23 protein-coding genes and 2 pseudogenes are annotated in these 25,964 nt (G+C 39.3%); 13 read left to right on the top strand and 12 right to left on the bottom strand.

All coding sequences use genetic code 11. From position 1 onward, the window contains the following. Positions 1 to 337: 337 nt before the first annotated feature. Positions 338 to 817, top strand: coding sequence for a hypothetical protein (locus tag AC6CHR_RS20070; protein ID WP_498250805.1), 480 nt, complete (start codon positions 338 to 340; stop codon positions 815 to 817). A gap of 407 nt (positions 818 to 1,224) precedes the next feature. Here the strand turns inward: AC6CHR_RS20070 and AC6CHR_RS20065 are convergent, their stop codons facing one another. The 4 genes and pseudogenes from AC6CHR_RS20065 to AC6CHR_RS20050 all read right to left on the bottom strand — a co-directional run bounded on the left by AC6CHR_RS20065 (position 1,225) and on the right by AC6CHR_RS20050 (position 5,897). Next, positions 1,225 to 1,896, bottom strand: coding sequence for an ankyrin repeat domain-containing protein (locus AC6CHR_RS20065; protein WP_498250847.1), 672 nt, complete (start codon positions 1,894 to 1,896; stop codon positions 1,225 to 1,227). Positions 1,897 to 1,958: 62 nt separating this feature from the next. Further along, positions 1,959 to 2,420: pseudogene (locus AC6CHR_RS20060) on the bottom strand (winged helix-turn-helix domain-containing protein); the annotation flags it as partial. A gap of 71 nt (positions 2,421 to 2,491) precedes the next feature. After that, complete coding sequence (locus AC6CHR_RS20055) at positions 2,492 to 4,318, bottom strand: hypothetical protein (RefSeq protein ID WP_498250804.1); 1,827 nt, start codon at positions 4,316 to 4,318, stop codon at positions 2,492 to 2,494. A gap of 616 nt (positions 4,319 to 4,934) precedes the next feature. Next, on the bottom strand, positions 4,935 to 5,897 hold the full coding sequence (locus AC6CHR_RS20050; RefSeq protein WP_498250803.1) for a helix-turn-helix transcriptional regulator: 963 nt from the start codon (positions 5,895 to 5,897) through the stop codon (positions 4,935 to 4,937). 110 nt (positions 5,898 to 6,007) lie between these two features. On the opposite strand from AC6CHR_RS20050, the gene AC6CHR_RS20045 reads away from it, so the two are divergent. The 10 genes and pseudogenes from AC6CHR_RS20045 (at position 6,008) to AC6CHR_RS20000 (ending at position 15,661) form a co-directional block, all read left to right on the top strand. Then, a complete protein-coding gene (locus tag AC6CHR_RS20045; RefSeq protein ID WP_498250802.1) occupies positions 6,008 to 6,487 on the top strand; it encodes a GyrI-like domain-containing protein in 480 nt (159 codons plus the stop codon). Positions 6,488 to 6,574: 87 nt separating this feature from the next. Then, positions 6,575 to 6,997, top strand: coding sequence for a DoxX family protein (locus tag AC6CHR_RS20040; protein WP_498250801.1), 423 nt, complete (start codon positions 6,575 to 6,577; stop codon positions 6,995 to 6,997). A 96-nt stretch (positions 6,998 to 7,093) separates the two neighbouring features. Continuing rightward, positions 7,094 to 7,516: pseudogene (locus AC6CHR_RS20035) on the top strand (DUF8821 family protein); the annotation flags it as partial. 656 nt (positions 7,517 to 8,172) lie between these two features. Beyond that, positions 8,173 to 9,327 carry a sensor histidine kinase gene (locus AC6CHR_RS20030; protein WP_498250800.1) on the top strand — a complete coding sequence of 385 codons (1,155 nt, stop codon included), beginning with the start codon at positions 8,173 to 8,175 and terminating at the stop codon, positions 9,325 to 9,327. Further along, positions 9,314 to 9,970: a response regulator gene (locus AC6CHR_RS20025; protein ID WP_498250798.1), complete on the top strand. Its 657-nt coding sequence runs from the start codon at positions 9,314 to 9,316 to the stop codon at positions 9,968 to 9,970. Before AC6CHR_RS20030 ends, AC6CHR_RS20025 begins: the two co-directional genes overlap by 14 nt. A 352-nt stretch (positions 9,971 to 10,322) precedes the next feature. Continuing rightward, positions 10,323 to 11,198 carry a CPBP family intramembrane glutamic endopeptidase gene (locus tag AC6CHR_RS20020; RefSeq protein ID WP_498250797.1) on the top strand — a complete coding sequence of 292 codons (876 nt, stop codon included), beginning with the start codon at positions 10,323 to 10,325 and terminating at the stop codon, positions 11,196 to 11,198. 519 nt (positions 11,199 to 11,717) lie between these two features. Continuing rightward, positions 11,718 to 12,773 (top strand): iron-siderophore ABC transporter substrate-binding protein, encoded by a 1,056-nt coding sequence (locus AC6CHR_RS20015; protein WP_498250845.1) that lies wholly within the window; start codon positions 11,718 to 11,720, stop codon positions 12,771 to 12,773. 46 nt (positions 12,774 to 12,819) lie between these two features. Further along, positions 12,820 to 13,791 carry a FecCD family ABC transporter permease gene (locus AC6CHR_RS20010; protein ID WP_498250795.1) on the top strand — a complete coding sequence of 324 codons (972 nt, stop codon included), beginning with the start codon at positions 12,820 to 12,822 and terminating at the stop codon, positions 13,789 to 13,791. Next, positions 13,788 to 14,819 carry a FecCD family ABC transporter permease gene (locus AC6CHR_RS20005; protein WP_498250794.1) on the top strand — a complete coding sequence of 344 codons (1,032 nt, stop codon included), beginning with the start codon at positions 13,788 to 13,790 and terminating at the stop codon, positions 14,817 to 14,819. Before AC6CHR_RS20010 ends, AC6CHR_RS20005 begins: the two co-directional genes overlap by 4 nt. Continuing rightward, positions 14,819 to 15,661 (top strand): ABC transporter ATP-binding protein, encoded by an 843-nt coding sequence (locus tag AC6CHR_RS20000; RefSeq protein WP_498250793.1) that lies wholly within the window; start codon positions 14,819 to 14,821, stop codon positions 15,659 to 15,661. Before AC6CHR_RS20005 ends, AC6CHR_RS20000 begins: the two co-directional genes overlap by 1 nt. A gap of 665 nt (positions 15,662 to 16,326) precedes the next feature. Here the strand turns inward: AC6CHR_RS20000 and AC6CHR_RS19995 are convergent. The 5 genes from AC6CHR_RS19995 to AC6CHR_RS19975 form a co-directional block, all read right to left on the bottom strand. Continuing rightward, entirely contained in the window at positions 16,327 to 17,163 is an 837-nt protein-coding gene (locus AC6CHR_RS19995) for an alpha/beta hydrolase (RefSeq protein ID WP_498250792.1), read from the bottom strand. Positions 17,164 to 17,608: 445 nt separating this feature from the next. After that, positions 17,609 to 17,974, bottom strand: coding sequence for a GntR family transcriptional regulator (locus AC6CHR_RS19990; protein ID WP_498250790.1), 366 nt, complete (start codon positions 17,972 to 17,974; stop codon positions 17,609 to 17,611). After that, positions 17,974 to 18,627, bottom strand: a complete 654-nt coding sequence (locus AC6CHR_RS19985; protein ID WP_498250789.1) for an ABC-2 transporter permease — start codon at positions 18,625 to 18,627, stop codon at positions 17,974 to 17,976. The genes AC6CHR_RS19990 and AC6CHR_RS19985 overlap by 1 nt, the downstream gene beginning before the upstream one ends. Then, on the bottom strand, positions 18,620 to 19,474 hold the full coding sequence (locus tag AC6CHR_RS19980) for an ABC transporter ATP-binding protein (protein WP_498250788.1): 855 nt from the start codon (positions 19,472 to 19,474) through the stop codon (positions 18,620 to 18,622). Before AC6CHR_RS19980 ends, AC6CHR_RS19985 begins: the two co-directional genes overlap by 8 nt. 115 nt (positions 19,475 to 19,589) lie before the next feature. Beyond that, entirely contained in the window at positions 19,590 to 20,042 is a 453-nt protein-coding gene (locus AC6CHR_RS19975; RefSeq protein ID WP_498250787.1) for a MerR family transcriptional regulator, read from the bottom strand. 171 nt (positions 20,043 to 20,213) lie between these two features. On the opposite strand from AC6CHR_RS19975, the gene AC6CHR_RS19970 reads away from it, so the two are divergent. Continuing rightward, positions 20,214 to 21,038 carry an aldo/keto reductase gene (locus tag AC6CHR_RS19970; RefSeq protein ID WP_498250786.1) on the top strand — a complete coding sequence of 275 codons (825 nt, stop codon included), beginning with the start codon at positions 20,214 to 20,216 and terminating at the stop codon, positions 21,036 to 21,038. A 398-nt stretch (positions 21,039 to 21,436) separates the two neighbouring features. Here the strand turns inward: AC6CHR_RS19970 and AC6CHR_RS19965 are convergent, their stop codons facing one another. Further along, complete coding sequence (locus tag AC6CHR_RS19965; RefSeq protein ID WP_498250785.1) at positions 21,437 to 21,991, bottom strand: TetR/AcrR family transcriptional regulator; 555 nt, start codon at positions 21,989 to 21,991, stop codon at positions 21,437 to 21,439. A gap of 162 nt (positions 21,992 to 22,153) precedes the next feature. On the opposite strand from AC6CHR_RS19965, the gene AC6CHR_RS19960 reads away from it, so the two are divergent. After that, a complete protein-coding gene (locus tag AC6CHR_RS19960; RefSeq protein WP_498250784.1) occupies positions 22,154 to 23,125 on the top strand; it encodes an SDR family NAD(P)-dependent oxidoreductase in 972 nt (323 codons plus the stop codon). A gap of 265 nt (positions 23,126 to 23,390) precedes the next feature. On the opposite strand, the gene AC6CHR_RS19955 is transcribed toward AC6CHR_RS19960, so the two are convergent. After that, complete coding sequence (locus tag AC6CHR_RS19955) at positions 23,391 to 24,662, bottom strand: cytosine deaminase (protein WP_498250783.1); 1,272 nt, start codon at positions 24,660 to 24,662, stop codon at positions 23,391 to 23,393. 22 nt (positions 24,663 to 24,684) lie between these two features. Continuing rightward, on the bottom strand, positions 24,685 to 25,911 hold the full coding sequence (gene codB, locus AC6CHR_RS19950; RefSeq protein WP_498250782.1) for a cytosine permease: 1,227 nt from the start codon (positions 25,909 to 25,911) through the stop codon (positions 24,685 to 24,687). Positions 25,912 to 25,964 lie beyond the last annotated feature (53 nt).

Below are 25,964 nucleotides of genomic sequence, written 5' to 3'. Positions count from 1 at the left end.
AAAAAATATAATACTTTATAGACTACCACCGGATAAATTTACCATTCCTAACCTCATTTACTTATGATACGTTCACCGTAATGTATGTAAGCACAAATTTCTACTTGACCATAAGGTAAGTATATATCAGCATTTAAAAAGAAAGCACCAAGCTTAAATGGTATATAAAGAATGAGATAAAACCCTCTTGATCGTAGCCAACCGCAAACATTATTCCCAATTGGAATGTTATTCTGCTAAACCAAGTCGGTGTTTCAGTTACTTTTATTGGATAAATCGAATAAATATATGAACCGAGTGTAACACTATACATAAAACTATGTGGGGTATTAATGACATGAAACAGTTTATTCTCTGGTCACTCTTGATATTGCCTTGGGCGTCCTTATTTTTTTTGAAAATGGATACTGTACGCAGGTACATGCCGGTCGCTCTATTTATGACCGTTATTCATACCTTGGCATATCAAGCGGCTTACCATTACGGATGGTGGAAAGAGACCGGTTCCAGTCTATTCGGGTGGGATAAAGTCGTCCCGGTTCCTTGGGTGTATGGAGCATATTTAGTTATAGTTATCTGGATATTCCGCTTTACATTTGGTAAATTTTGGATGTATTTAACTGTCAATATAGTTTTGGACGGGTTATATATGTACATCGTTTACCCGGTATGGCAACGGTTGGGGCTTGTTTCGAGTGAATCGACTACGTCTACAATAGCTATTATTGCTATGATGGTCGGTTTTGCGATTATCATCTATCTGTATCAACTTTGGCAGGACGAAGTGTTCAAACAGCCCAAGGCGAAACTCTCTTAAATGACCAAGAACTGACTTAACACCCTTTATTGGAGAAGGAATAGCCGAAAACATGGAGATAGTTCCGAGTTGAAGGCTTGTCCACGTTGACTTCACTATAGCGATCACCTTGCTCCACAGACTGTACGAAGAAGTAGTTTCCGCAGTTTCTCCATTGGTTTGGCCTGCCCCTTGCTAGGCCTTTTTTTGCGAAGATGGCCGCAGCTATGATACGGTTCACCGTAACACATCTAAATGAGGGTTTTTATGGTTTGTTGAACTCAACTTCTCAGCTCACTTTTTTTATTTATTATTGCTGGATTTAGATTGACCTTCTAAAACTACATTTTTCTGCTCTCTTAAATCCTTAAATATTCTTTTACTTGCAGCTGGTGAAAATCCACAAAGCCTCTCAACCCTAACTCACCTTATTTCGCTCCCACACTATGAAGTATTTCAATTATTTCAGTAAATCCTCTAGATTTTGCATGTTGAAGGGGAGTGACACCTTTTGAATCCGGGATATTCACATTTGCTCCATACTCAATTAATAATTTGATTGTTTCCTGTTGATTTTTTCCTCCGTCACTTAGAACAATTGCTTCCATTAATGCTGTCCAGCCAAGATTGTTAACATGATTCACATCGATATCGGTATTCTCAAGAAGCTCTTTTACAACCTCAACATATCCATGTTCAGAAGCTGGAATTAGTGCTGTACCACCATATCTATTTAATAGTTTTGGATTAGCCTCAGCCTGAATCGTGAGCTTCAATATTTCCAAATAACCTTCTGCTCCTGCATAAAGGAAAGGGTTATTTTCCATATCATCTTGAATATCTATGTCTGCTCCTCTATTAATTAAAACTCTGACTATTTCCTGATGATTGGCGTAAGTAGCAATCATCGCTGCTGTTCTTCCCTTATCATCAACTACATTTATGTCTATTCCTTCGTTAAGAAGATTTTCAATTTCAATGGCCTGACCTTTTTCAACTGCTTGAAAAAATTGTTCATTCATTTGTTCCAATTTCCCTTCCGATGTACTGTCTTCTGACACTTCAGAGTTTTGACATCCAATCAAAAACAATGCGGTTATGAATAAGAAAAAAAAATTTTCATTTACACCCTTTGACTCCCATCATGAAATGAGTTTTATATTTAGACAGAAAATCGGTACCCGGCGCCCCACACCTTTCAATAAATTGCGGATTGGCAGGTTCCATTTCAATTTTCCCTCGAATCTTTCTGATATGGACAGTTACAGTTGTGTTATCCCCCGCTAAGTCCAGTCCCCATATCAACTCAAATAGCTCCTCTTTACTAAAAACACGATTAGGATGTTTTGCAAGAAAGGTTAGCAACTCGAACTCTTTTGCAGTTAGATTCACTTCGTTATTATTTACATAAACTCTGTGTGATGTCTCTTCTATAGTTAATCCTCTTATACGTATTTCCTGTTTACCTTCCTTGCTTATTTCCACTTAGTCGGTCAGAACGAGCTAAATGTGCCTTAACCCTTGCAACAAGCTCACTTGGACTAAAGGGCTTAATGACATAATCCTCCGCTCCAAGTCCAAGGCCTCTAATCTTGTCGATATCTTCTTTCTTCGCTGATACGACTTATGATACGGTTCATCATAATGGAGCTAAGTGAGGTTTTATTAATATATCTGATAAGATAAAACCTTTCCTTATTTCTTCAACAATTGTTTTGCCATCTGACGATCTTCCTTATCTTTTATCCTAACCGCAATATCTTTAATTACATCCTGCATGGCAGGATGTTGCGAAAACGATCGAGACCATCCATTAAGTACACTTAGTGCATGGTACTGTAAATTCCCATTATCTGAGGTAAGAGCAGCTTGAATCAATGGTAGTCCCACTCCTTCATGCTCATATAATTCTTGAACAATAGATTGCAGACAATCTTGTTCATCAACTGAAAGATTTGATAGCGTTAAATGAGTTTCTGCAAATGTGCAGAGATCTTTAATATGCTGATGATTATTTGTATCCATAACGGCAAAATATAATTCAATGTTTGTGGGATATTTCTCTAGCAAATTAAACAAGTTCTGCGTGACGTCTAAATGATAAAATCGAGCGATTTCAAGTGCTTTACTATTGCTATCTTGCTGCAGTGCATCCATCGCAAGCTGTGGCCATTTGGGGTCCTTTATAAATGGTTGAATCGCATGTTGAATAGCAGCGTGCTCAATTTCTTTCCATTGGTCGTTAAATCGCTCTTCCCAATTTTCTTCTTCATCATTTATAAATTCACTTATTTTTATAATTGGATAGAAATCTTCGAGTGTTTTACAATGCTTGCGGGCATGGTGTATGAAGCGGGAGAGAACTGCGCTTGCATACGAATACTCTTCAATGCCCTGGGGAGCATTCTCACTTAACAGAGCTTCAATGATGAGACCTGCTCCGTCATACAGCTCTTTTGAAATCGTTTCTTCGTATAGCGCTACGTCAAGTTCTCCATTTATGGCACATGGATAGGCTAAATATTCATTCATAATTGTATTTCTGCAGCCTTCTGTCAGTAGCCATTGCTTTATTTCTGGTGTCGGTGCTTCCAGTTGTTCAACAGCCGAAATTTTACCCCAGCCATGAAGTGCTTTTGCGAGTCGCCAAATTTCATTGTTTGCTTGAGTTGTGCCATTTTTCAATGCAAATATTACATATGTTGTAAATTCTTCATGCAGCCCTATTGTGAATAATAATTCTTTATATTTTTCGCAATTCGTACAACCTAGTACGGTGATAGAAAATTTCACAACTTCCCTATGAGCTGCATGCTCAAGCAGCCATAATGCTTCTTGTTGTACATGGGATTCGTCCAACTGAGCCTGCTGAAATCGTTCAATGAATTTATCACTGTAGCTAGCGATATTATCAAAGATAATTTTTTCGTATGTGTCCTTTCTTGTTTTGGTCGTAGGATGATTGATTTGTTCTACAAAAAGCTTCAATAGTTTTTTCACATAAAATGGAGTAGGCATGTCATCTGTATAATTATCGGCTAAACCTGCAGCCATTCGTGGATGATTTTCATCATACAAATATTCCTCATCTGGTAAACGATCATCTACTATTTTATTGTGTGTTTCAACTTGTCGCTCGATAAAGTGAGCGATTTTTTCTTTATGCTCCCACGGAATTAATTCCACTTTCAAGGAATCCTCTAAAACCGTTTCATTATCAACCTTTACAATACAATTGACTTGTTTATAACCACTAATTTTAACGGAGACCCTATGCTTTGTGCCATCATGCAGTTCAAGTATCCCTGATAATTTCGAATACGGCATAATTTGCGAAAGTAAATATTTTCGTTTATTCCTATCAATTGTTAGACCATCAATGATAAGCAGCTCTTCTTTCATCTGATTTATCACTTCAATACGATGCCCTTTAAAGTCAATCTCCCACGTTCTATGTACTTCTTTCTCTACGTCTTTCATAACATTACGCATTTCACGTTTAAATTCATCTTTAAATCCCATGAAGTCCTCCTTAAAGTATCGATGGAATACAGTATTATTTTCATTTATAGTAGCTTCTGATTCCTTCAGCGAATTGGTATTTTTTGAAATTCATATTTTCCATATTTAATAATACAATATATTTCAAGGAAGTATAGCTTCTATTGGAAATAATAGGAGAATTACCATATCCTTAGCTTGTTATTATTTAATAGATAACAAAAATATAGCCTTAACTCTATATCTTTCGAGAGTTAAGGCTTTGATTTGATAGTTTTTATAAACACTTATACGATTACTTTTGCTTCATGCTCCTCATAACAAATAGTGCAGATTTTTGAAAGGTTATTTTCTACGAGTACTTCCATACCAATAAAGATGATCATTTTTCCAAACGAGACTTTTCCAACATGCAGATGTCAATCTTATTCATCTTCAGTAGTGCATCAGAAGCTCTGACAATTTATACTGTGTAAATTTATTTCAGTAAGTGAATTCTTTCTTTGCTTCTTTAGGTTTATCTTCTGTTATTTTTTCTTCAGTAGAGCCTCCCTCATCTGTAAATAAAGTTTACCCTTCACTTACCAAAGATGAGTATACTATAAATTCAAATTATTCAAGTTTTAACTCGAACTGCTTATGGGCAGTATAGAATTAACCTCTCTTGTAAATCTTCTAAGACTTCTTCTGGCACTTCCCTGATCTTGATATCCCCACCTAAGAAAAGCAGCCAATTTGTAATCTCAGTCAATTCTTCTAAGTGATCAACATTGATAAAGGTCTTTAGAATGGCTGTGGTTTGGTAAGGACTCGTATAGGAAAGTGAGACTTTTAAAGGGTGGTATTTTTTGAACTGAGCAATCGCCTTTGGACCAAGTTCAAGGACAAGGTTAAATTCTTCTTCCTGCTTACTTAGTTTTTCTAAAATCTTTTTCTTACTTAATCTTTTTTTCGTAGGGGATGTTTTGACATTGGTGAGATTGTCTACAGGGAAAGTCTGCCTCTTTTCATCCTTTAAGTCAAAGCCCTCAATCAGCCAAAAGCCTTTTTCATGATAAAGGTGCAAGAGATAAATGGGGTAAATCTTTATTTCCTTCTCTTCTTTGATAGTAATCAATAAATATCTATCCAAAAGAAGGATTTGGATGAGTTTTTCTACTATAGGATGGGGTAAATCTGAAAGATCAAGTAGGTCGGGATTATTAGGGTTGGTCCCTTCAAAAAGCAAAATTTGATTAAAAATAACAAGGTCATCTTGCTGGTTTTCTGAAATGAGGCCTAGTAATTTTTCAGCTAAAGACTGACGACTCTTTAGATAAGGGAGTTGTTGATTTCTTGTGGCCATAAAGGCTATAAATAGAGCTTTAATCTCATTATCAGTAAAGCGAACAGTTGGCAGGACAGAGTTGTTCATAACAAAATACCCCCCATCCCTTCCAACTTCAGCGACAAGTGGCATCCCCATGGCTTCAATTTCCCTGATATCTCTAATAGCTGTCGAACGAGAGATGTTAAATTCTCGCATGATTTCAGAAATTGTAAAGTGGGCGCGGTTGTTGATATACCGCATGATGATATTAATCCGTTCAACCTTTTTCATCGGAACCTCCTAAACAGTATCATTTTTTGACATGATTTAAGGCTATTATAAACTCATCAAGTGAAAAGACAAATCATTTGGTTAATTTTTAAAAAAGGAAGGTTTTGAAAATGGCAAATTATACTTTAGAAGAAAAAGAAAGCTTTATCGTTTTAGGTTTGGGAACTGAGCTTACGAGCGATTACACAGACTATGCCGGCATAAACAAGGAAAAGTCAGACTTTTGGCAGTCAGTCAAACAAGATGGACGGCTTGACACGTTAAAAGCCCTAGCCACAAATGAATACATTTTCGTCGTTAACGAAGCCGTGAATAACAAGATGATGCATTATGCTGGTGTCATGACAGAGGGAACATTACCAGAAGCAACTAGAGTTATCCAATTTCCTAAGGGAGAATACCTCGTTGTTAAAGGGGAAGCGAATACAGATGAGGAGTTGTGTAACATGCTTACTGGCATTGCCTTTGGAGAAGCCTTGCCAGAAGCAAATAATGTTGCCTATGTTGGAGGCCCAAATACAGCTGTTGTGATGGGGCAGCGAAACGGCTTAGTATTTGGTGAAATGTGGATTCCTGTTATTAGGAAATAAAGTGAGGTGTCTATTTAGAGGTTAATCATTCTGAAAATTATTAATATTTACTGATTTTAACTTAAAACAATGATTAGGAGAGATCAAATGAGTAAGGTTATTGGTGCGGAAACAACCGCGAAGTTAAAAACCCAGTTCAAAGGAAAATTGATTGCATATTGGTCAGTGACATTACTACTCGCAGGATCGATTACGTTAAGTGGTATCGGGCAACTGATGCAATTAGGGGGAAACATTGAGTTAGTGACGAATATTGGTTACCCCTTATACATCACGAATATTCTCGGTACTTGGAAAATACTTGGAGTCATCGCTATCGTCGTGCCACGCTTTCCTCGACTTAAAGAATGGGCTCACGCTGGTCTCTTCTTTTTAATGACTGGTGCGGCTTTGTCTCATGCGTTTGCTAACGATTATGGTGAATACGGGTTTAATGTTGTCCTTCCTCTTTCATACGCTGCACTCAATATCGCTTCATGGGCGCTGCGTCCGAAGAGCCGCAAACTATAAAGAGGGTTGGACTTTTTGGTGAAATGTGGATTCCTGTTGTTAAAAAAAAGATAAATGGAGGGATGGGAAATGTCCTATATAGTTGATTTTTAAAATGTGTCTACGGTTGATTTAGAGTCTTCACCTGTAGTAGAAGCGCTTGCTGGTTTACGTGCGAACGAGGCCCGTTACTTTATGAACAAATATAAGCATGAATTTACAGTTGTACCTGCTAGCGAAAGTCAGGAGACCCTTGATTATGTGAACCGAATTTTGAAAGAAGAACGTGAAATTGAGTTTGCTGGCAAACCTTTAGAGACTTCACGTTTTCAAGTGGAAAATATCAAATTTGCCTACGTCTTTTATGAGAATGGTCTTGCGATCAACATCATTTATACGGTTGATGACCCTAAGAAACGGGCCGTTGGTTTTTAGCTTTCTAAGGGGATGGAAGTACCAAAGGAATTAGAAGGAACGTTTAAATTTGCTAGGCAGAAGTCTAAACTTGCTGGAACAATTCGGGGCTCATTATTTGTAGTTGTGTTCAATCAGGATTTTTTTCATTTTGATAAGAAAATCCTGATTAAACAAACAATTCAAATTCATTGCAAGAGCAAAAACAACCATTCATTGTTACAAATGCTCATCTAGTCACTCAAAAAAAAGTACTTCTCCCCCCCATCACACTTTTTCTAAAAACCTCCTATACTTATAATACGGCTCACAGTAATGTATCTAATTGATATTTTCCATCATGTTCCCCAACAATCAATATTATAATCAAGTAAGAGATTCAACCCATAGCATTGGTATGAAATTGATGTTAAACAAGCGGCATCTTGATTTTTGGCAGTATCTGACCATTATCAAGCGCACTGGTTGAGATAAGATATCTTGACGGTAAAAGTGAACTGGGCTTGAATCCTATGCCGTGGCGTTAATAAAAATACTATCTACAACAACTTGTTCTGCGGATAACAGGATTCGTACGCCTTTTTCTTGTTGGTCTTGTTGGACTTCCTGCTCTTCACTATTAGTCCCGCTGATTTCGCATTGGAAGTTGCATTGACCGTAAAAAACAACGCATTTAAGCAGTAGTACAATTATTGGAAGAAAGCTATAATGTTACATAGGATTCACTAGCACTGATTTATTTTATTGGAAAAGTGGCCGATATGAAAAAAATACTATCTTTCATGGATTGGGGCATATTCGCTCTTCGTTCATACCATTATTTATTGTTGTTGTCCCGGTTTTTCACAGAAGGTGAGTCTTCAAACAGTACATGGTTAAACGTCATTTGGTTGATGGCAGCGTTTATCGTCCCTATGATATTCTGGTTTCCAGGGCGGCGGATGAACAAAGCCTGGTTTTGCATACTGGAGCTATTGCTAGGCGGCTCTTATTATGTGAATACTGCCTTCCATCCAGATTTGGCTTCAAAAGCAGACTACTTGTTGCCAAGTCTTATAATGGGGTACTTATGGACTAGACATACACTCTGGATTATTCCCGTCGTTGCTTTGATTCCCTTTACCTTTCAGTCTCATTTAAGATTGTCTTGGGAACAAACCCTTGGTATCGGAACAGACAACCTGTTATTCTGCTTTATCGGCATATGGGCAAGCTCCGTAGCCAATGCGTATTATCAGAAAAATGAGCTGGTGACTGAAGTTGAGCAGCAAAATAAGCTGTTAACCCACTACGCCGCTGAGATTGAGAAGATGACTTTGCTTAAAGAGCGCAATCGCATGTCCAAGGAGCTTCACGATACGCTGGGGCACTCTTTTATCTCACTCATTATGAGCCTTGATGCTTCCATTGCTCTTTTGGATCACAACACTGCCGAGGTCAAGGATCGGTTAATTCGTTTAAGAGCGTTGGCTGAGAGAAATCTGAACGAAATGAGAAGCATTGTCCACGAGATAAGCGACGAAGGGGAATCGAATCTTATACAACAGGTCGAGTCGCTTGTGGTCAGTTTCCGGGAGCACACGGGAACTGACGTGGCTTTGAGTTTGATAGGAACAGAGCCAACGATGGGCTTTGAAGTGCGGCAAACGATCCTTCGGGTCATCCAAGAGTCTTTTACGAATGCACTGAAACATGGAAAAGCGTCTCAACTACATCTGGAGCTTCGGTTTTCCGCTTCCAATGTGCAATTGTTCATTCGGAATAATGGCAAACCGTTTGACAAGCTGGAATACGGCTTCGGCTTGACTACTATGAAACAACGGGTCGAGAAGCTGGGAGGTAACCTGTTTGTATCATCTGAGGTAGGACCTGCCACGTATACCGAAGTCAGGTGTGAAATTCCTCTGAAAGGAGTGATGATGCATGACAAAGATTAAAATACTGCTTGCCGATGATCAGGAATTAATTTTGGAGAGTCTCCATATCATACTGTCCATGGAAGAGGATTTTGAAATTGTCGGGTTAGCCAAAAATGGGGAAGAAGCAATCAAAGGCTGTGAGCAGTTTCAGCCGGATATTGTGCTGATGGATATCAATATGCCGGTCATGGACGGCGTTGCGGCAACGGCACTGATTAAAGAACGGATACCTGTAACTAAAGTTATCATACTGACCTCATACCGGGAAGTAGAATATGTGCTGACGGCATTAAGCCATGGAGCAGAGGGTTATTTGCTCAAAGCCATTCATCCCAAGGAACTAGCTGCGGGCATAAGAGTAGTTCATGCGGGAGGGACTTTAATCACGCAGGAGATGGCAAGTAAAATGATCAAAAGTATGAACCAAACCTCCGCACCGAAAAGTAATGAATATGGGCTCAGCTCTCGCGAAATTGAAGTCCTGCATAAGCTGGCTTCAGGCATGCGCAATCAAGAAATCGCTGAGGCGTTGTTTCTTAGTGTAGGAACAGTTAAAAATTACATTTCAACGATTTATTCGAAGCTTAATGTAAGCGGAAGACGAGAGGCCACCCGTAAGGCCCGAGATTCGGGAATTATGGATCCACTAAGAGGCCAATAGCCAAGAAGCTATCAACTTATTATAGTTACCTATTTTTTTTATAGTCTAGGAAATGATAAAATTCTCGTACTGTGGATAAGCGCTTTGACATCCAGCTCCAGCCATCCGACTTTGCAAAAGTCGGAGCCTAGCCCCTCGAGGGAAAAAGAAAAAACACTTTTTCCTCGGTCATAAGCCACTAATGAATTAAGACAAAGAACGTCTTCTATTCATTAGTGGCTTATTTGCCCTAGGCTGAACAGGCGCTTGCGCTTTTGTTTTAGTCATATGACCAAAGCGCACTTACTATTTATGACTTTTTCAGCTTACACTTATAACACACTTACGTGAAATAGAGGAGCTGAAGAAAGACATGAAGAATAGGTCTGTATATAACGAGAAGCAGCAGAATGGTGAGAATTTAAGTAAATGGAGTTCATTTTGGCGTTTTCCAATCGTATGGATGATTACGGGAGCTATCGGTATCATTCTGGTGGATTCAATATTTCGGGCGCTAGCCGATCAAACAGAGGGAATCATGTCCCTTCTTATTACACTTACGAAAAGCATTATTGTCATCATGGTCTATGTGCTTACAATGAAATACCTGGCTCGCCGGTCAATTTCTGAGCTATCAAGAAAACGCGCAGGAATTGAAACTGGGATGGGTCTTCTAATCGGGGCACTCTTTATCTTAGTGTCCACCCTAATTATTGTTGCTATGGGGGGTTACTCCTTACAATGGTCGAATTCCGTAGATATGAGTTCTGTTCTGGTAACTTCCATTGAAGCAGCTTTAAGCGCAGCCATCGTTGAGGAGCTTATCTTTCGTGGGCTTATGTTTCAAGCTATTCAAAATTTGGTTGGAGACTGGTCCGCACTTGCTGTGACCTCACTATTCTTTGGAGTTGCCCATCTTGGGAATACAGGGGCAACACTATGGAGTGGGTTCGCTATAACCATTGAAGCAGGTGTTCTGCTCGGTGCTGCATTCTTATGGCGACGGAACCTATGGTTTGTCATAGGACTTCATTTTGCCTGGAATACAATTGAGGGTTTGATCGGCATTCCTGTTTCTGGACACTTAATAGACGGTCTGTATAATGTAAAAATGAACGGTGCTGCACTTCTCACAGGAGGGGATTTTGGCCTCGAGGGCTCTATTGTTCCGGTTATGTTAAGCCTGCTGATTAGCATTCCCATGCTGATTTTTGCTACACGGAAACGGGCATCGTTAAGGAAGATTTAATCCTAAAAACATGCGCAAGCAATGGAATAATTCGTCTAAGCATTCCCCCAAAGTAAAGGGCTGTCCCTTTACTTGACTTCACATCGGCGAAAAGCCTTTTCGTCATACAAAACAAAATGGGCGAAATCCCTCTAACTTGGCAAACGCCTCGGGTTTTCGCCTTGATTATTTAGATTTAATTTTAGATACTGTTAATAAATTTGAAGAATAGTTGAAACACTCGATGCTTTTTAAAGTTATAAGTAGAAAAAAATATTATTAAATTTTTCAAACAAACACTCTCCCAAAAATATAGAAAGAAAGATAGTATTCGTATTTTCAAATACAAATACTATCTTTTTCTTTGTAATATTATCTGAAAAAATAAATATCGATAATGGCATTTATCATATATAACAGAAAATTCGACATTTTTATTGACAACGTTTATCAATTAGATTTATACTTACAATTGATAATAGTTATCAATTGTAATGATTAATTAATAGCAATCATTAACATTAATTATAAAAAGGGGATATAAACGTGAAAAAGAGTTACAAACATTTATTTCAAACTTTGACTTTCGTAGCTTTAATAATGGTAGCTGTTGGATGTTCTTCAAATAAATCTGAAGAAACATCTAATAATGAAGATACAAAAACTGAAGATACTACTGAAGGATATCCAATTACAATTAAACACGTATTTGGTGAAACTGTAATTGAAGAAAAACCAGAGCGCGTTGCGTCAATCGCTTGGTCAAACCAAGACGTTGCATTAGCTCTAGATGTTATACCTGTTGGTTTCTCTGCTGCAAACTACGGAGTTCTTGATGATAGCAGTATGTTACCTTGGACTGCTGAAAAATTAAAAGAACTTGGTGAAGAAAATCCAAATATCTTCCAAGATACAGATGGTTTAGATTTTGAAGCAATTGCTGATTCACAGCCAGACGTAATCCTTGCTGCATATTCAGGTCTTACACAAGAAGAATATGATACTTTAAATGAAATCGCTCCTGTTGTTGCCTACCAAGAAACTCCTTGGGTATCTTCATGGAAAGATACCGTGCTATATGATGCAATGGCTATGGGTATGGAAGAAGAAGGAAAACAATTAATCACTGATACAGAGAAATTAATTACTGATAAAGCAGCTACTATTCCTGAAATGGCTGGTAAAAAAGCTGCATTCGTAGCATTTAGTCCTGCTGATTTATCTACATTCTACATTTACACTCCAGGAGATCCACGCGGAGGCTTACTGGAAGAATTAGGGATGCAATACCCCGAAAATATCATTAGTCAAATTCCAGATGAAAATAGCTTCTATTTAGAACTTAGCTCAGAAAATGCGGATCTATTAAATGACGTAGATATTTTTGTAACATATGGTGATGCAAACACGTTAGCTGCATTACAAGCTGATCCATTATACGGAAAAGTTCCAGCAGTAAAAAGAGGATCTGTTGTCGTAATTGAAGACAATACTCCACTTGCAGCAGCTGGTACACCATCACCATTGTCAATTGAATATACAATTGATGATTACTTGAAATTAATCTCAGAAGCTATTAGTAAAGTTAATGACTAATATACAAATGAAGAAGTTGCATACCCCAAAGTATTTCTTTCTCTTAATGGGAATATCCATTATCTTACTTTGTTTATGCATTCTTGCTTCACTTGCCTTCGGCTCAAGAACAGTTGGATGGAATGAACTGATTGATGGTTTATTCCGTCCAGCTGTTCAATCATATGAGGCGGATATTGTTCGCCAAAGAATTATCCGGACTGTATTTAGTTTCATGTGTGGCTCGGCGTTAGGAGTATCTGGGGCTCTTATGCAATCGGTCACTCGCAATCCTATTGCAGATCCTAGCATATTAGGTGTAAACACTGGCGCGGCTTTATTTGTCGTGTGTGGAATTACATTTTTCAATATTAGTTCTGCTTATGAATATATTTGGTTTGCATTAGTAGGCGCGATAATTACGGCTATATTTGTCTTTGGGATTGGCTCAATGGGAAGTGGTGGGGCAACACCTCTTAAACTTGTATTAGCGGGCGCAGCCACAAGCGCGGCGCTATCTTCCTTAGTAATGGCTATTATGATTCCTCGTTCGAACGTTATGGACCAATTTCGTTTTTGGCAAGTGGGAAGCGTTGGGTCAGGCAATATGAATGCAATTTATACTTTTATCCCCTTTTTTCTTATAGGTATTTTAATAGCAATAGTGGCAGCGCCATCACTGAATGCACTTGCACTCGGAGATGAAATGGCTACTGGCCTCGGTGTGAGAACAGGCGTACTGAAACTTGTTGCCTCTTTTGCAGGGGTATTACTTTGTGGTGTAACAACAGCTCTGGCTGGTCCTATCGGTTTTATAGGACTTCTTGCTCCCCATGTCATAAGACTTATCTTAGGTTCTGATCAACGTTATGTGATACCGATGTCTGCACTTTCTGGTGCTATCATATTAACGTTTTCAGATGTTAGTGGAAGGCTACTTGGTAGTCCTGGTGAACTTGAAGTTGGTGTAGTAACAGCATTTATCGGTGCTCCTATACTTATCTTACTTACAATGAAAGCGAAAGTACGTGGATTATGATGGACCAATCAATGAATCAAATAATACTAGGTAGAACGAAAAGACGACGTCGTTTTTTCCTAATGACTTCATTTCTTGCAGTAATAGCATTCTTACTTTGCTGTACAATGCTAATGCTTGGAAATACTATTTATCCAGTTTCAGATGTGATAAGTGTTCTTTTAGGTGGAGATGTAAAGGGTGCCACATTTGCAGTTGGAACCATACGCCTACCAAGAATGCTTGCGGGCGTATTTGCAGGATTTGCATTCGGTATTTCAGGTACTGTCTTCCAAACAATGCTTCGTAATCCACTAGCGAATCCGAATGTAATCGGGATTACAACTGGTTCTAGTGCAGCAGCGGTATTTTGTATCGTTGTTCTGCATACAAGTGATATGATTGTGTCAATTGTTTCTGTGTTTGCAGGACTTGCTACAGTTATGATTATTTACTTATTATCTAAGGGAACTTCTTTCTCTATCGGACGTTTGGTACTAGTGGGGATTGGGATTCAAGCCATGTTAACCGCAATAATCAATTATTTACTGCTTATTAGTAAACAAAATGATGTACCAACTGCGATGAGATGGCTTAGTGGGAGTTTAAATGGTTCAAAAATGGAAGAGCTTCCTCCACTAATGATTACTGTTCTTATTTGTGTGCCTGTTATTATAGCACTTAGTAAACATTTAGAAATATTAGAATTAGGTGAATTTGCAGCTACTTCACTTGGTGTAAATACTAACAAAACAAGAATACTACTTATAATATGTTCTGTATTGATTTTATCACTAGCTACAGCTACAACCGGCCCAATAGCATTCGTCGCTTTTCTTGCTGGTCCAATAGCAAAAAGACTAGTTGGTGCAGGATATTCAAGTATTATTCCAGCAGGACTTGTTGGCATCATATTGGTTCTTGCATCTGATCTAGTTGGGCAATTCGCATTTACCGCAAGATATCCGGTAGGGGTAATCACCGGAATTATTGGCGCACCTTACTTGATTTACTTGCTCATTCGAATGAATCAGAAAGGAGATTTATAATGAAACCGACAGATATTTTTAAAGCAGAAAATATTTCTTCCGGATATGAAAATAAAACGATTTTAAATAATATCAGTATTTCCATACCAAGTAATAAAATTAGTATCATCATTGGAGCAAATGGTTGCGGTAAATCTACCTTACTGAAAACAATGGCGAGACTCATTAAGCCTACTTCAGGGCAAGTAACTTTATATGGCAAACCAATTGACAAAATGCAACCAAAGAAACTAGCTCGTATTCTAGGACTACTTCCACAATCACCTATTGTTCCAGAGGGGATCACAGTTGCTGACTTAGTTGGACGAGGAAGATTTCCACACCAAACGTTTCTTAAAGGTTGGACAAAAAAGGATTATGAAGCTGTTGCTGAGGCAATGGAAATTATGAAAATCACTGAATTTGCTGATCGAAATATTGATGAGCTTTCAGGCGGTCAGCGACAGCGTGTATGGATTGCGATGGCTCTAGCACAACAAACAGAGATATTATTTCTCGATGAACCGACAACCTATTTAGATATCACCTATCAAGTCGAAATTCTTGACTTGTTGACAGACCTTAACCGAAAATATGGAACAACAATTGTCATGGTTCTTCATGATATTAACTTGTCCGCACGTTATGCAGACCATATTTTTGCTCTTCATAATGGAAAGCTTGTCGCTGAGGGCGAGCCATCAAAAATTATTACAAGCACACTGATACAAGACATTTTTGGTCTCCATTGCACCGTAATAGAAGACCCTGTTTCTGGCTCTCCCTTTGTTATACCAATAGGACGTCACCACGTAAATAAGGAAGTAGACGTACCTCTTGAATTTAATACCTATGTAAATTGATCATACACATTGGTCGTGAAAAGTCCCTTAAGGAAAGTGGAACTTCAAAATTGGCTACTTACATATTTCAACAGCGTCTTTATACTTCTACTTACATTAAGTGATTTTAGACTGTTGAAAATTTACACGCAAGTACTTTTAATTTACTATTCCACTTTTTCCCACCAAAAGAGAGCAGAGGTTTATTTAATCCTCCTGCTCTATGTTTTTATTTCAGACTTAAACTATTTACATACCCAAGCATTCATATATCCTCAGGTTTCGTCCTACGGCAACCACCTACTATCTCTGAAAAAATGATCCTCTGAGCAATACACAGTTAGAATAAAGATACTAAAAATGATTCATTCTGTGAAAATGCTAAGAAATAAAATACTCCATTAAAGTACAAGTTGCAGCCAATACGACGTAAAAAAGTCCTAGCACCATTTTAGTCGATTGGATACCCAAAGTAATTTTCTCATATGCGCTTTGGAAAACAGATGGTATGATCCAATGGAAAGATCAAGGAATGATTTTTCACGTCCAGCACCTCGTCTGGATTCTTGCCGTTCAATCAAAACAAGCCACAAATCCATTGAATTTGTGGCTTGTTTTGTATAGGGTATTAAAAATAAGAAGCTAAACTGCAATTGCATCCTCGATTGTACGCTTTAAGCACTATATCATGGCTGGATCAGCCAACGATGAACCTCAGCAAACAATGGCCCCCACGTGGATTCGTGGTGCGTTCCGTCTGGTATGACGTCCAATCGGATTAGGTTCTCATCTACCCCTGCTTCGATCAGCGTCTGGCGGACCAACAGGACATGCTCATGGGCAATCCGGTTAAAGTCTGAATTATCAGTCTCTAATTCACCAATACTCATATAGATGCGTAGCTTAGGAGAAATAACGGACTGATGGATCAATTGAATGAGCGCGCCGTTGTCCTGCCACATAACGAACGAAATGCCGCCCACTCGGCCGAACTGAGCGGGATAGCGGATGGAGGTGTAAAGAGATATATAAGCACCGAACGAGCTTCCACCAATCATTGTATGCTCCGGTTCGGGCAGGGTCCGGTAGTGGCTGTCGATATAGGGCTTGAGTGTCTCCGCGAGGAACGCGGCGTAATCATCTCCTTTGCCTCCGAAGCCATATTCCGCGTTAATCGTAAAGTTATATTCATTGTTGCGCTGGTCACCTCCATTATCAATAGCGACCACGATAGTCTCTAGCGCAGGTTCATCAAGTGTCATTTGCTCCAACGTCTCATCGACTCCCCACTCGCTTCCCCAAGATGTCGATTGATTAAACACATTTTGCCCATCTTGCATATATAGTACGGGATATCTGCGAGCGCCTTCATTATAGCTTCTAGGCAGGTAAATCCAAACTCTACGTTCCGTCTGCAACTGAGGAATAGGAAATGCTTCGATCACCCTAACATCACCGATAATAGTATGTATCTTGTCACCGTTCAGAACTTCTCTCCATGGCAATGCAGTTTTAATCATCATACTTGACTCTCCTAGTATTGTGTTTATTAAAATCGTAACACGCTACTCGACAGGGATCAATACACAATGTCCTTGGTTCCCTGGTCGATGAAGTCATTTTAACCTCGAAAAAGGCGAACTTAGCTCGCATCAGTCCTCCTGCTAACCTTCAAAGCCTCACCCGAACGTTAAAACCTACCTTGGTGTAGCTACCTACGATCTCACAAATATCCTAAACAATTATCATTATAGAAAATGAAGGAGACTGGGTTCGTCCAAACTCCTTCTCGTATACTAAAAACTATATATGAATCCATCCAATAAAATGATGAAAAAGTGCCTACTTATTTTCATTAATTAAACTGATTTCCATGGTAATATACAAACCTCACTTAGATACAATACAGTTCTCCGCATTGTGCATATCACAAAAAAACGAAAGGAGCTGTTGCCCAGCTCCTCCCGCCTAATATACATTCTTCAACATCTTCAACACTTCATCCAAGGTAAGGCCGAAGGATTTGTAGTAGGATGTGTCGAGAAGCATTTGCTTAAGGATCATTTCATCACGAATTTGCAATTTCCGATCGGTGGACAGTTCGGCTACAAAACAACCCTTTCCCTTTATGGTATGGATCAACCCGCATCTTTCTAGTTCTTCCCAAGCCTTTTTAACGGTAATCACGCTGATGCTAAGCTCCCGAGCAGCTTGTCGGATCGGTGGAAGACAATAGCCATTTTCCAACTCTCCTTTCAGAATCTGGGCACTGATTTGCTCAAAAAGCTGCTGGTAAATCGGTTTGTCAGATGCGTTCGAGATTGCGATGTTCATTAGATTTCCACTCGTATGAATCGTTTGACGGCGAGCCGATAGGCAATGATGGAGAGCGTCGCAAACATCAAAATTCCAGCAATCAGGATGAATGTTTGGATCGTCACTTGTTGCGCATCGGTCCCATAGAAAATATCATTCAAAACCGGATTTTGAATGCCAAGCCATTGGGAGATACCGGCGAACAGCATGGCGGCCGTAACGGCGGCGAACAGTGCCCAGCCGAATTTATAAGCCGTCTTATAAAACATCGGGATAAAGATGAGGTTAAAAATCGCAAGCATGCCAAGGTTTAACCCCCAGAAACCCATATTTGGCGGGAAGAAATAATAGGTTACGTTCGGATATAAAATCAGCGAAATGGAACCAAAGATCGCGGCAGTCACGATATGCAGCAGCTCTAAACCGACAATAACGGTCACCCTTGCCTTTACCATATCTGGTTTGGCGACAGGCATCACGGACGTAAACATCAAATCGTTTTGCGCTTTAAATTGGTTAAATAAATTCGGGATCGTAATCCAACAGAAATAGAGCAAGACGATAAAGTAAATCCAACCGGGAATAAGCATTAAAGCACCAAACAAGAAAGGAAACAGGAAAAAAAAGGGAGGCACAGCCAACCTAACATCTTTCATCACCAGGTTATACATACTCATCCTCCTTCTTCGCGAAATAGACCATGATCTCCTCAAGGCTCGGCGTAGCAGCCTTTATGTTCCAGGAGATATCGAAGTCTCTCGAGAGTATCAACCCCGTAAATCCAAATGAATTCATCTTATAGGAGATTAATCTGTCCTTCACTTGGTTCAGTTGAGTTACAGAACCATTTAGAAGAAGATAGGATTCTTTGAACTCTTCCTTCTCACCACTGCGGACGATTTGCCCATTTTCAATGAAGGTTATAAAATCAGCGCACTTCTCCAAATCTGAAGTAATATGAGTCGAGAACAAAATGCTGATTTCACTGTCAGCGACGAGTCCTTGGAAAATATCCAACAGTTCGTCTCTTGTAACTGGGTCAAGCCCGCTTGTCGGTTCGTCGAGAATCAGAAGCTTTGCCCCATGGGACAAGGCAATGGCAATACTGTATTTCACCTTCATTCCCGTCGATAACTGGGCAATCCTTTTGTTTTCATCCAACTTGAATTTCCGAAGGTAATTGCGGTACGTTTCATCGTCCCAGTTGGCATAGAACTTCTTGATTACATCTGTCAAGGCTTTCATTTTGCAACGGGTATAAAAGTCTACATCACCCATGGCATACCCAATATCCTGCTTCAACTCAAGTTCGTACTCAGCCATATTTCGCCCGAATACGTGAATTTCCCCGCTATCCATGCGGGTCATATTCAGGATTGATTTTATCGTCGTAGTCTTCCCTGCGCCGTTCGCACCGATAAAACCCATAATATAGCCTTTCTCCAGTTGAAACGAAACATTTTTAAGTTGAAAATTGTGGTAACTCTTATTTACGTTTCGAATGTCTAATGCAAGCACTTCATAAATCCCTCCTCAAAAAAATTGTGATTATTGAATATATACAATATATCTCGAGCGAGGTAGTTTTGTCAATACTTACCATAATAATTTTATTGGGACGCTCATAACTATCTCACGCCTTACGAGCAGCAGAGTGTGAGTAAAACACGTCTCCATGCATATGCTGAATTCTATCCCAGTGGGCGGGATTGGTCGTGTCTGGAGAGCGGTTCTCCAGAATGTCCTGGTACAGGGCTGTCTTCTCTTCCAAATGGGCAACGTGCTGTTTGGCTTCTTCGAGCTTAGCGAGTGCATCTTCTTTATGCTCCATCATGAGTGTGTAGCGCTGAAGAATGGTCGAATCCCCCTCGAGACATAAATCGATATACATTTTAATAACATCGATCGGCATCCCGGATTGCTTGAGGCATTTGATGCCATGCAGCCAGTTAATCGATTCTTGGTCGAACAACCGAATGTTGTTTTGATTGCGCTGTACGCTTGGCACCAGGCCTTTATCAGTGTAATAGCGCACGGCGTGCCCGGTGAGTCCCGTGATCCGAGCGGCTTCTTTGACCGTATACATATGAAACCCTCCTTTGAAAAAAAATAGTAACAGCCTCTTGCCTTCGTGTAACACGAAGGTATTATGCTTATTGTAATGCAATTCGGTCGCAGGTTGAATCCCGCTACAGTCCTGATTTTGTGGGATACATGCCGGTTGCTGTTATACATCCCAACAATAGGAGGAATTTCCATGCAAACTGTAACTTTGAACAACGGTGTGAAAATGCCGATACTAGGCTTCGGTGTCTATCAAATTCCCGATGCTGAAGAATGCGAGAGAGCGGTGTACGAAGCGCTGTCGGCCGGTTACCTTAACGAGGAAGCGGTCGGAAGCGCGATTAAGCGAAGCGGTGTACCGCGTGAGGATCTGTTCATCACGACCAAGATTTGGATTCAGGATGCCGGCTACGAGAGTGCCAAGCTGGCGTTTGCAAAATCCTTGAAGAAGCTGCAGCTCGACTATCTCGATTTGTACCTGATTCACCAACCCTTTGGCGATTACTACGGCACTTGGCGCGCGATGGAAGAGCTGTACCGTGAAGGCAAAACCAAGGCCATCGGGGTCAGCAACTTCCTGCCGGATCGTCTGATGGACCTCATTGTTCATAACGAAATCGTGCCCGCCGTCAACCAGATTGAAACGCACCCATTCTATCAGCAGACAGAGAGCGCTGCTTTCTTGAAAGAGCAAGGCATGCAACACCAGTCATGGGCACCCTTTGCTGAAGGACGCAATAACCTGTTTAGTAACGCAGTACTGACCTCAATCGCAAAAAAACACAACAAATCCATCGCCCAAATCGCATTGCGCTGGCTTGTGCAGCGAGAAGTTGTTGTCATTCCTAAATCGGTACGCAAAGAGCGAATCGTCGAAAACTTCGACATTTTCGATTTCACGTTGAGCGCAGACGATATGAAGCACATTGCCACCCTCGATACGCAGGAGAGCCTATTCTTGTCGTACCGCGATCCGGAAGTCGCCAAGATGATGGGTAACTGGAAAGTCGAACTGTAAACCTTGGTCAATTTCTCCATTAAGAAAGGACAGGGCGGCTGCCTCTGTCCTTTTTAATCTGCGGTTCAATAGTATATCTCACGTTTTGTTCATCAAGATTATTATCATCGTTACCATGAATTCCACTTCCAGCGGGCAAGTAAATTCTCAACGATATATTCGTGTTGCATCAACTTTCAATTCCAGTCTCCGCTTTACTGCTATTTATGGTACGGTTCTCCGTACGGTATCTAAATGAGGTTTTAATTCCTTGAACATATATATTCTTTTTTCTCCCTATTTTAATAATTCACCCAGATTTCATCATAAATTCTACTCCCAGAATCTCATTAAGCCTTTGTTTTCCCTATCTTATTACAAGTAATTCTATCGGGATTATCTAACACAAGAGATACCATTCAAATAAAAATAAGATCCAAAAAGGCAACAATGAGATCTGCTGGATTATTCAACCCCTTTTCAATTTCTGAATGTTGAGCAGAATTTAATTCAACCAAACCATGAATAAACGAAAAGATGATTGCAGTTAATTGTTTGGGCGATTTATGAGTATTCCCTGCCCTCTCCAAACGCATTTCTACAAGATCAAATATTGCAAAAGCAGAATTAGATATGTCAGGGTATAAATTTTGATCCCATTGTTTTTGGAACATTAAACGATAGTGCTCTTTATTCTTCATACCATAATCATAGTAAGTACACAAAATGACATAAAACAATTTTCGCGGGTCACTATTGTCTTCAACTAATTTGCTAATATTACTTTTTAGCTGTAAAAAGTTTTCAACAACAATGGCTGCCAGCAAATCCTCCTTATTTTTGAAATGTCTGTACACGGCACTTCGGGACATGTTCATTTCCTTCCCAAGTTCACGCATACTGAGGGCGTCGACACCATGTTGATCAATCATTTGTCTAGTGATTTGAATAAGCCTTTGTTTTGTATTGTTCATAATTATCCTCTTTTAAAATGAATTTAAAGTTCTTGTTATAAATTTACATTAAGTAGTTGACAGCGTCAACTACGCGATATATAATCAATTCAAGTTGACAGTGTCAACGTGCTGTGTTTTTTTAGAAATGGCGGTTATATTACAAAGGAGAGGATATAGGATATGAATGCTCAGAAACGAACGGTTATTATAACAGGAGGAAACTCGGGATTGGGATATGAATGCGCAAAGCAAATAGCTAAGCATGACAAAAATAATAATGTGGTTTTAGCTTGCCGCAACGCAGCTAAAGCTAAGATAGCAGTAAACTCGTTAATACAAGAAACTAATAACATCAACATAACCTCATTGGAGCTTGATCTTTCATCTTTAGAATCGATAAGAGCTTTTGTAAGCAAGTTTTCGAAAATGGATTTTCCTCCTTTATATGCACTTGTATGTAACGCCGGCGTACAATTCACAGATAAAACACATTATACAAAAGATGGATATGAAGCTACTTTTGGAGTAAATCATCTTGGGCATTTTCTCTTGACCAATATGATGCTCAATCAGATATCCCCTTCTGGCAAAATCGTGTTAGTCAGCAGTGGAACCCATGATCCATTGAAAAAGACTGGAATGCCTGCACCTGTTTTCGAGGATCCCTATTTATTAGCTCATCCGAATCAAAAAAGTTCAAATGAATCTATATCTTTCATTGGCAGACGCCGCTACACGACCTCTAAGTTATGTAATTTATATTTCACCTACGAGTTGGCAAATCGAATAAATCAACAACCAGAAATGAATACTAATGTAAATGCATTCGATCCGGGAATGATGCCAGGTACAGGACTTGCTCAAAGCTACACCCCGTTTATGAAATTTATATGGAAGTATGTGCTGCCTGCTCTTACGTTATTTTACCCTAATGTGAATACCGTACGTCAGTCTGGGAGAGCTCTAGCTGCCCTAATAACAGATAGCAAATATAATCAAACAACAGGGAAATATTTCGAAGGCACTAAAGAAATAAAATCTTCCGTTCTTTCGTATAACAATGAGAATAGAAAACAGTTATGGCAAACTAGCGTAGAGTTGTCTAAATTAAATAAAACGGAAATGATTTCAGAAATAGATTCTATTGTTTAGCAAGGCTCCTTTCGTATAGTTTGTCGTGTTCCACAAACTCCAAGAGCCGACTTTTGCTACTTAGAATCGCTGTTTGTCTTACCAATTATGCGAGCAAGGTCATTTACCTGTATAGAAGGAACTAGCTAAATAAACTCTTTTCACTTCCTTTTGACACCCTTGAACACCCTTGACGGTTTCTAAAATCACTACAATGTATAGACCTTAAAATTCATCCCATTATGAGAAAAGACACAACCCTTATAAAGTTGTGCCCAAATCTTTATCATCTATTAAAATCAATCTTCTCTTTAGATTCACCTAATGTTATTGATGTTTCACTTGGCTTTGTTTCAGCAATAATCTTGCCATTTCTGACGGAATATCTGACTGTCGCTTGCTTGCGAATTGCCTCATATTCATTTTCTGCAGATAAGACGATAAAGTTTGCTGGCTTCCCTACTTCGATTCCGTACCCTTCTTCAATATGTAATGTTTTTGCACTATTTATAGTGATCAAATCGATAGAGTTTACAATCTGTTCATAACCCATTAATTGTGAAGCATGGATTCCCATATGTAATACTTGAAGCATATTTCCAGTTCCAAGTGGATACCATGGATCAAATATATCATCGTGGCCAAAACAAATGTTTAATCCTGCTCCCTGTAACTCTTTTACCCGAGTCAAGCCTCTTCGCTTTGGATATGTATCGAATCTTCCCTGAAGGTGAATATTCACAAGTGGATTTGATACAAAATTAATAGAAGAGAGCTTCAATAATCTAAATAGTTTGGATGTGTAGGCATCATTATAAGAGCCCATTGCCGTTGTATGACTCGCTGTTGTACGAGTACCAATTCCACGTTCGTATGCCTCTTTTGCTACTACTTCTACAAATCGAGATTGTTCATCATCAATTTCATCACAATGGATATCTACTAAACGATCGTATTTTTCAGCAAGATCAAAAGCGATTTTTAAAGACTCTACACCATATTCCCTAGTAAATTCAAAATGAGGAATGCCTCCGACAACATCAGCACCCATTTTCAATGATTCTTCAAGCAATTCTGCACCGTTAGGATATGACAGAATCCCCTCTTGCGGAAACGCAACAAGCTGAATATCGACAAACTGAGCCATTTCCTCTTTCACTTCCAGCATTGCTTTTAAAGCTGTTAAATCGGGATCTGTTACATCTACATGTGTACGAACATGTTGAATCCCTTGAGAAATTTGCCATTTTAACGCTGTTTTTGCTCGGTCTTTGACATCTTCATGTGTTAAAGATTCCTTACGCTGTGACCAACGTTGAATCCCTTCAAACAATGTCCCACTTTGGTTCCATTCCGGCTCTCCAGCAGTTAATGTCGTATCTAAATGAATATGTGGCTCAATGAATGGTGGTAAAACAAGAGATCCCTTAACATCAATTATCTCTTCATTCGGCGCTACTTCGCCAAGACTTTCTGTAATCTCAGCAAATTGACCATCTCTTACAGCAATATGCCAAAGTCCATCTTTACCTCGCAATGTTGCATTTTGAATTATCATGGGTGATCACCTTTTCTATGATTCATTTTTTGTTAAAAGCAATGTACATTAACACGATATAAACTAAAGCTGTTCCGATTAAAGCATTTAACGGAGTAATACCTGGTGCAACCTGAGCTATTACTACACCGATAGCCCATGCTATGATTGATATCCAATTCACTGTTTTAAATTTCATTTCTTCAAATTTACCATAATTTCCTCGTCTTACAAAGAAATAGTCAGCTATAATAATAGCACCAATTGAAGGAATGGCAGCACCAAGTACATTTAAAAATCCGACAAAGTTATTGTACATCCACATTGCCAGCATTGTACCGACTATGCCGTTTACTACAACAAACACCTTTTTAGAAATCTTTGTGATATTCGCAAACCCTAAGCCAGATGCATAAAGAGCATTGTCATTCGTTGTCCAAATATTTAAACCTAAAACGATAATCGCTGGAATCATTAATCCTTGTAAAAACATTACTTCTGAAATATCCCCTAAACCATAAGACATTGATCCTAGTGCACCGAATAGGAACATTAATGAGTTCCCTAAGAAGAACGCAATCACCGTTGCCACTACGGCAGAACGTGAGTTATTTGCAAATCGTGCAAAGTCAGGTGTTAAAGTACCACCACTAATAAAGGAACCGATACAAATTGATAAAGCCGCAGCAATTGTCAACGTTTCTTTTGGTTCATAATCAAATAATGCGTCGAAACCGCCAAGCGTCTGAGTAGCTTCAAATGCTGAATAACCTCCCAGAATAGAAATCGCTGGTACCGCTATAAGGCCTAAAACGACTAACGATTTCATTCCATAAATTGCAGATGCAGTCATTGCTAGTCCAAAGATAAAAATTAAAGCATATACATTCCAATACATTGCCTTTGCAACAGGTACCGCAAACATTGCTACTCCCACTCCAAACCAGCCAACTTGTGTAAAGCCTAATAAAAATGAAGGTAAATATGATCCTTTATTACCAAACGCATACTTTGCTAATAAATGTGTTGATAAGCCTGTTTTTGCTGCAATATACGCAAGGGCTCCTGTATAAATACCAAGTGCTAGGTTACCTGCTAATACGATTAAAATAAACTGCGTAAACGTTAAGCCAAGTCCTAACTCTCCACCAGCCAACATACTCGCAGAGAAAAATGTAAATCCTAACATTACCGATAATGTCTTCCAAAAAGAATTACGGCTTGATGTTGGTACCGCTCGCCATGAAAACTCTAAATCTACATTTTTCATAAAATGTAATCCTCCTAATCTAATGTTTCCTTATAACACAGCACAAAAAAGGC

The sequence above is a fragment of the Metabacillus sp. GQ13 genome (assembly GCF_059758525.1).
This window is presented reverse-complemented; position numbering and strand designations above follow the sequence as displayed.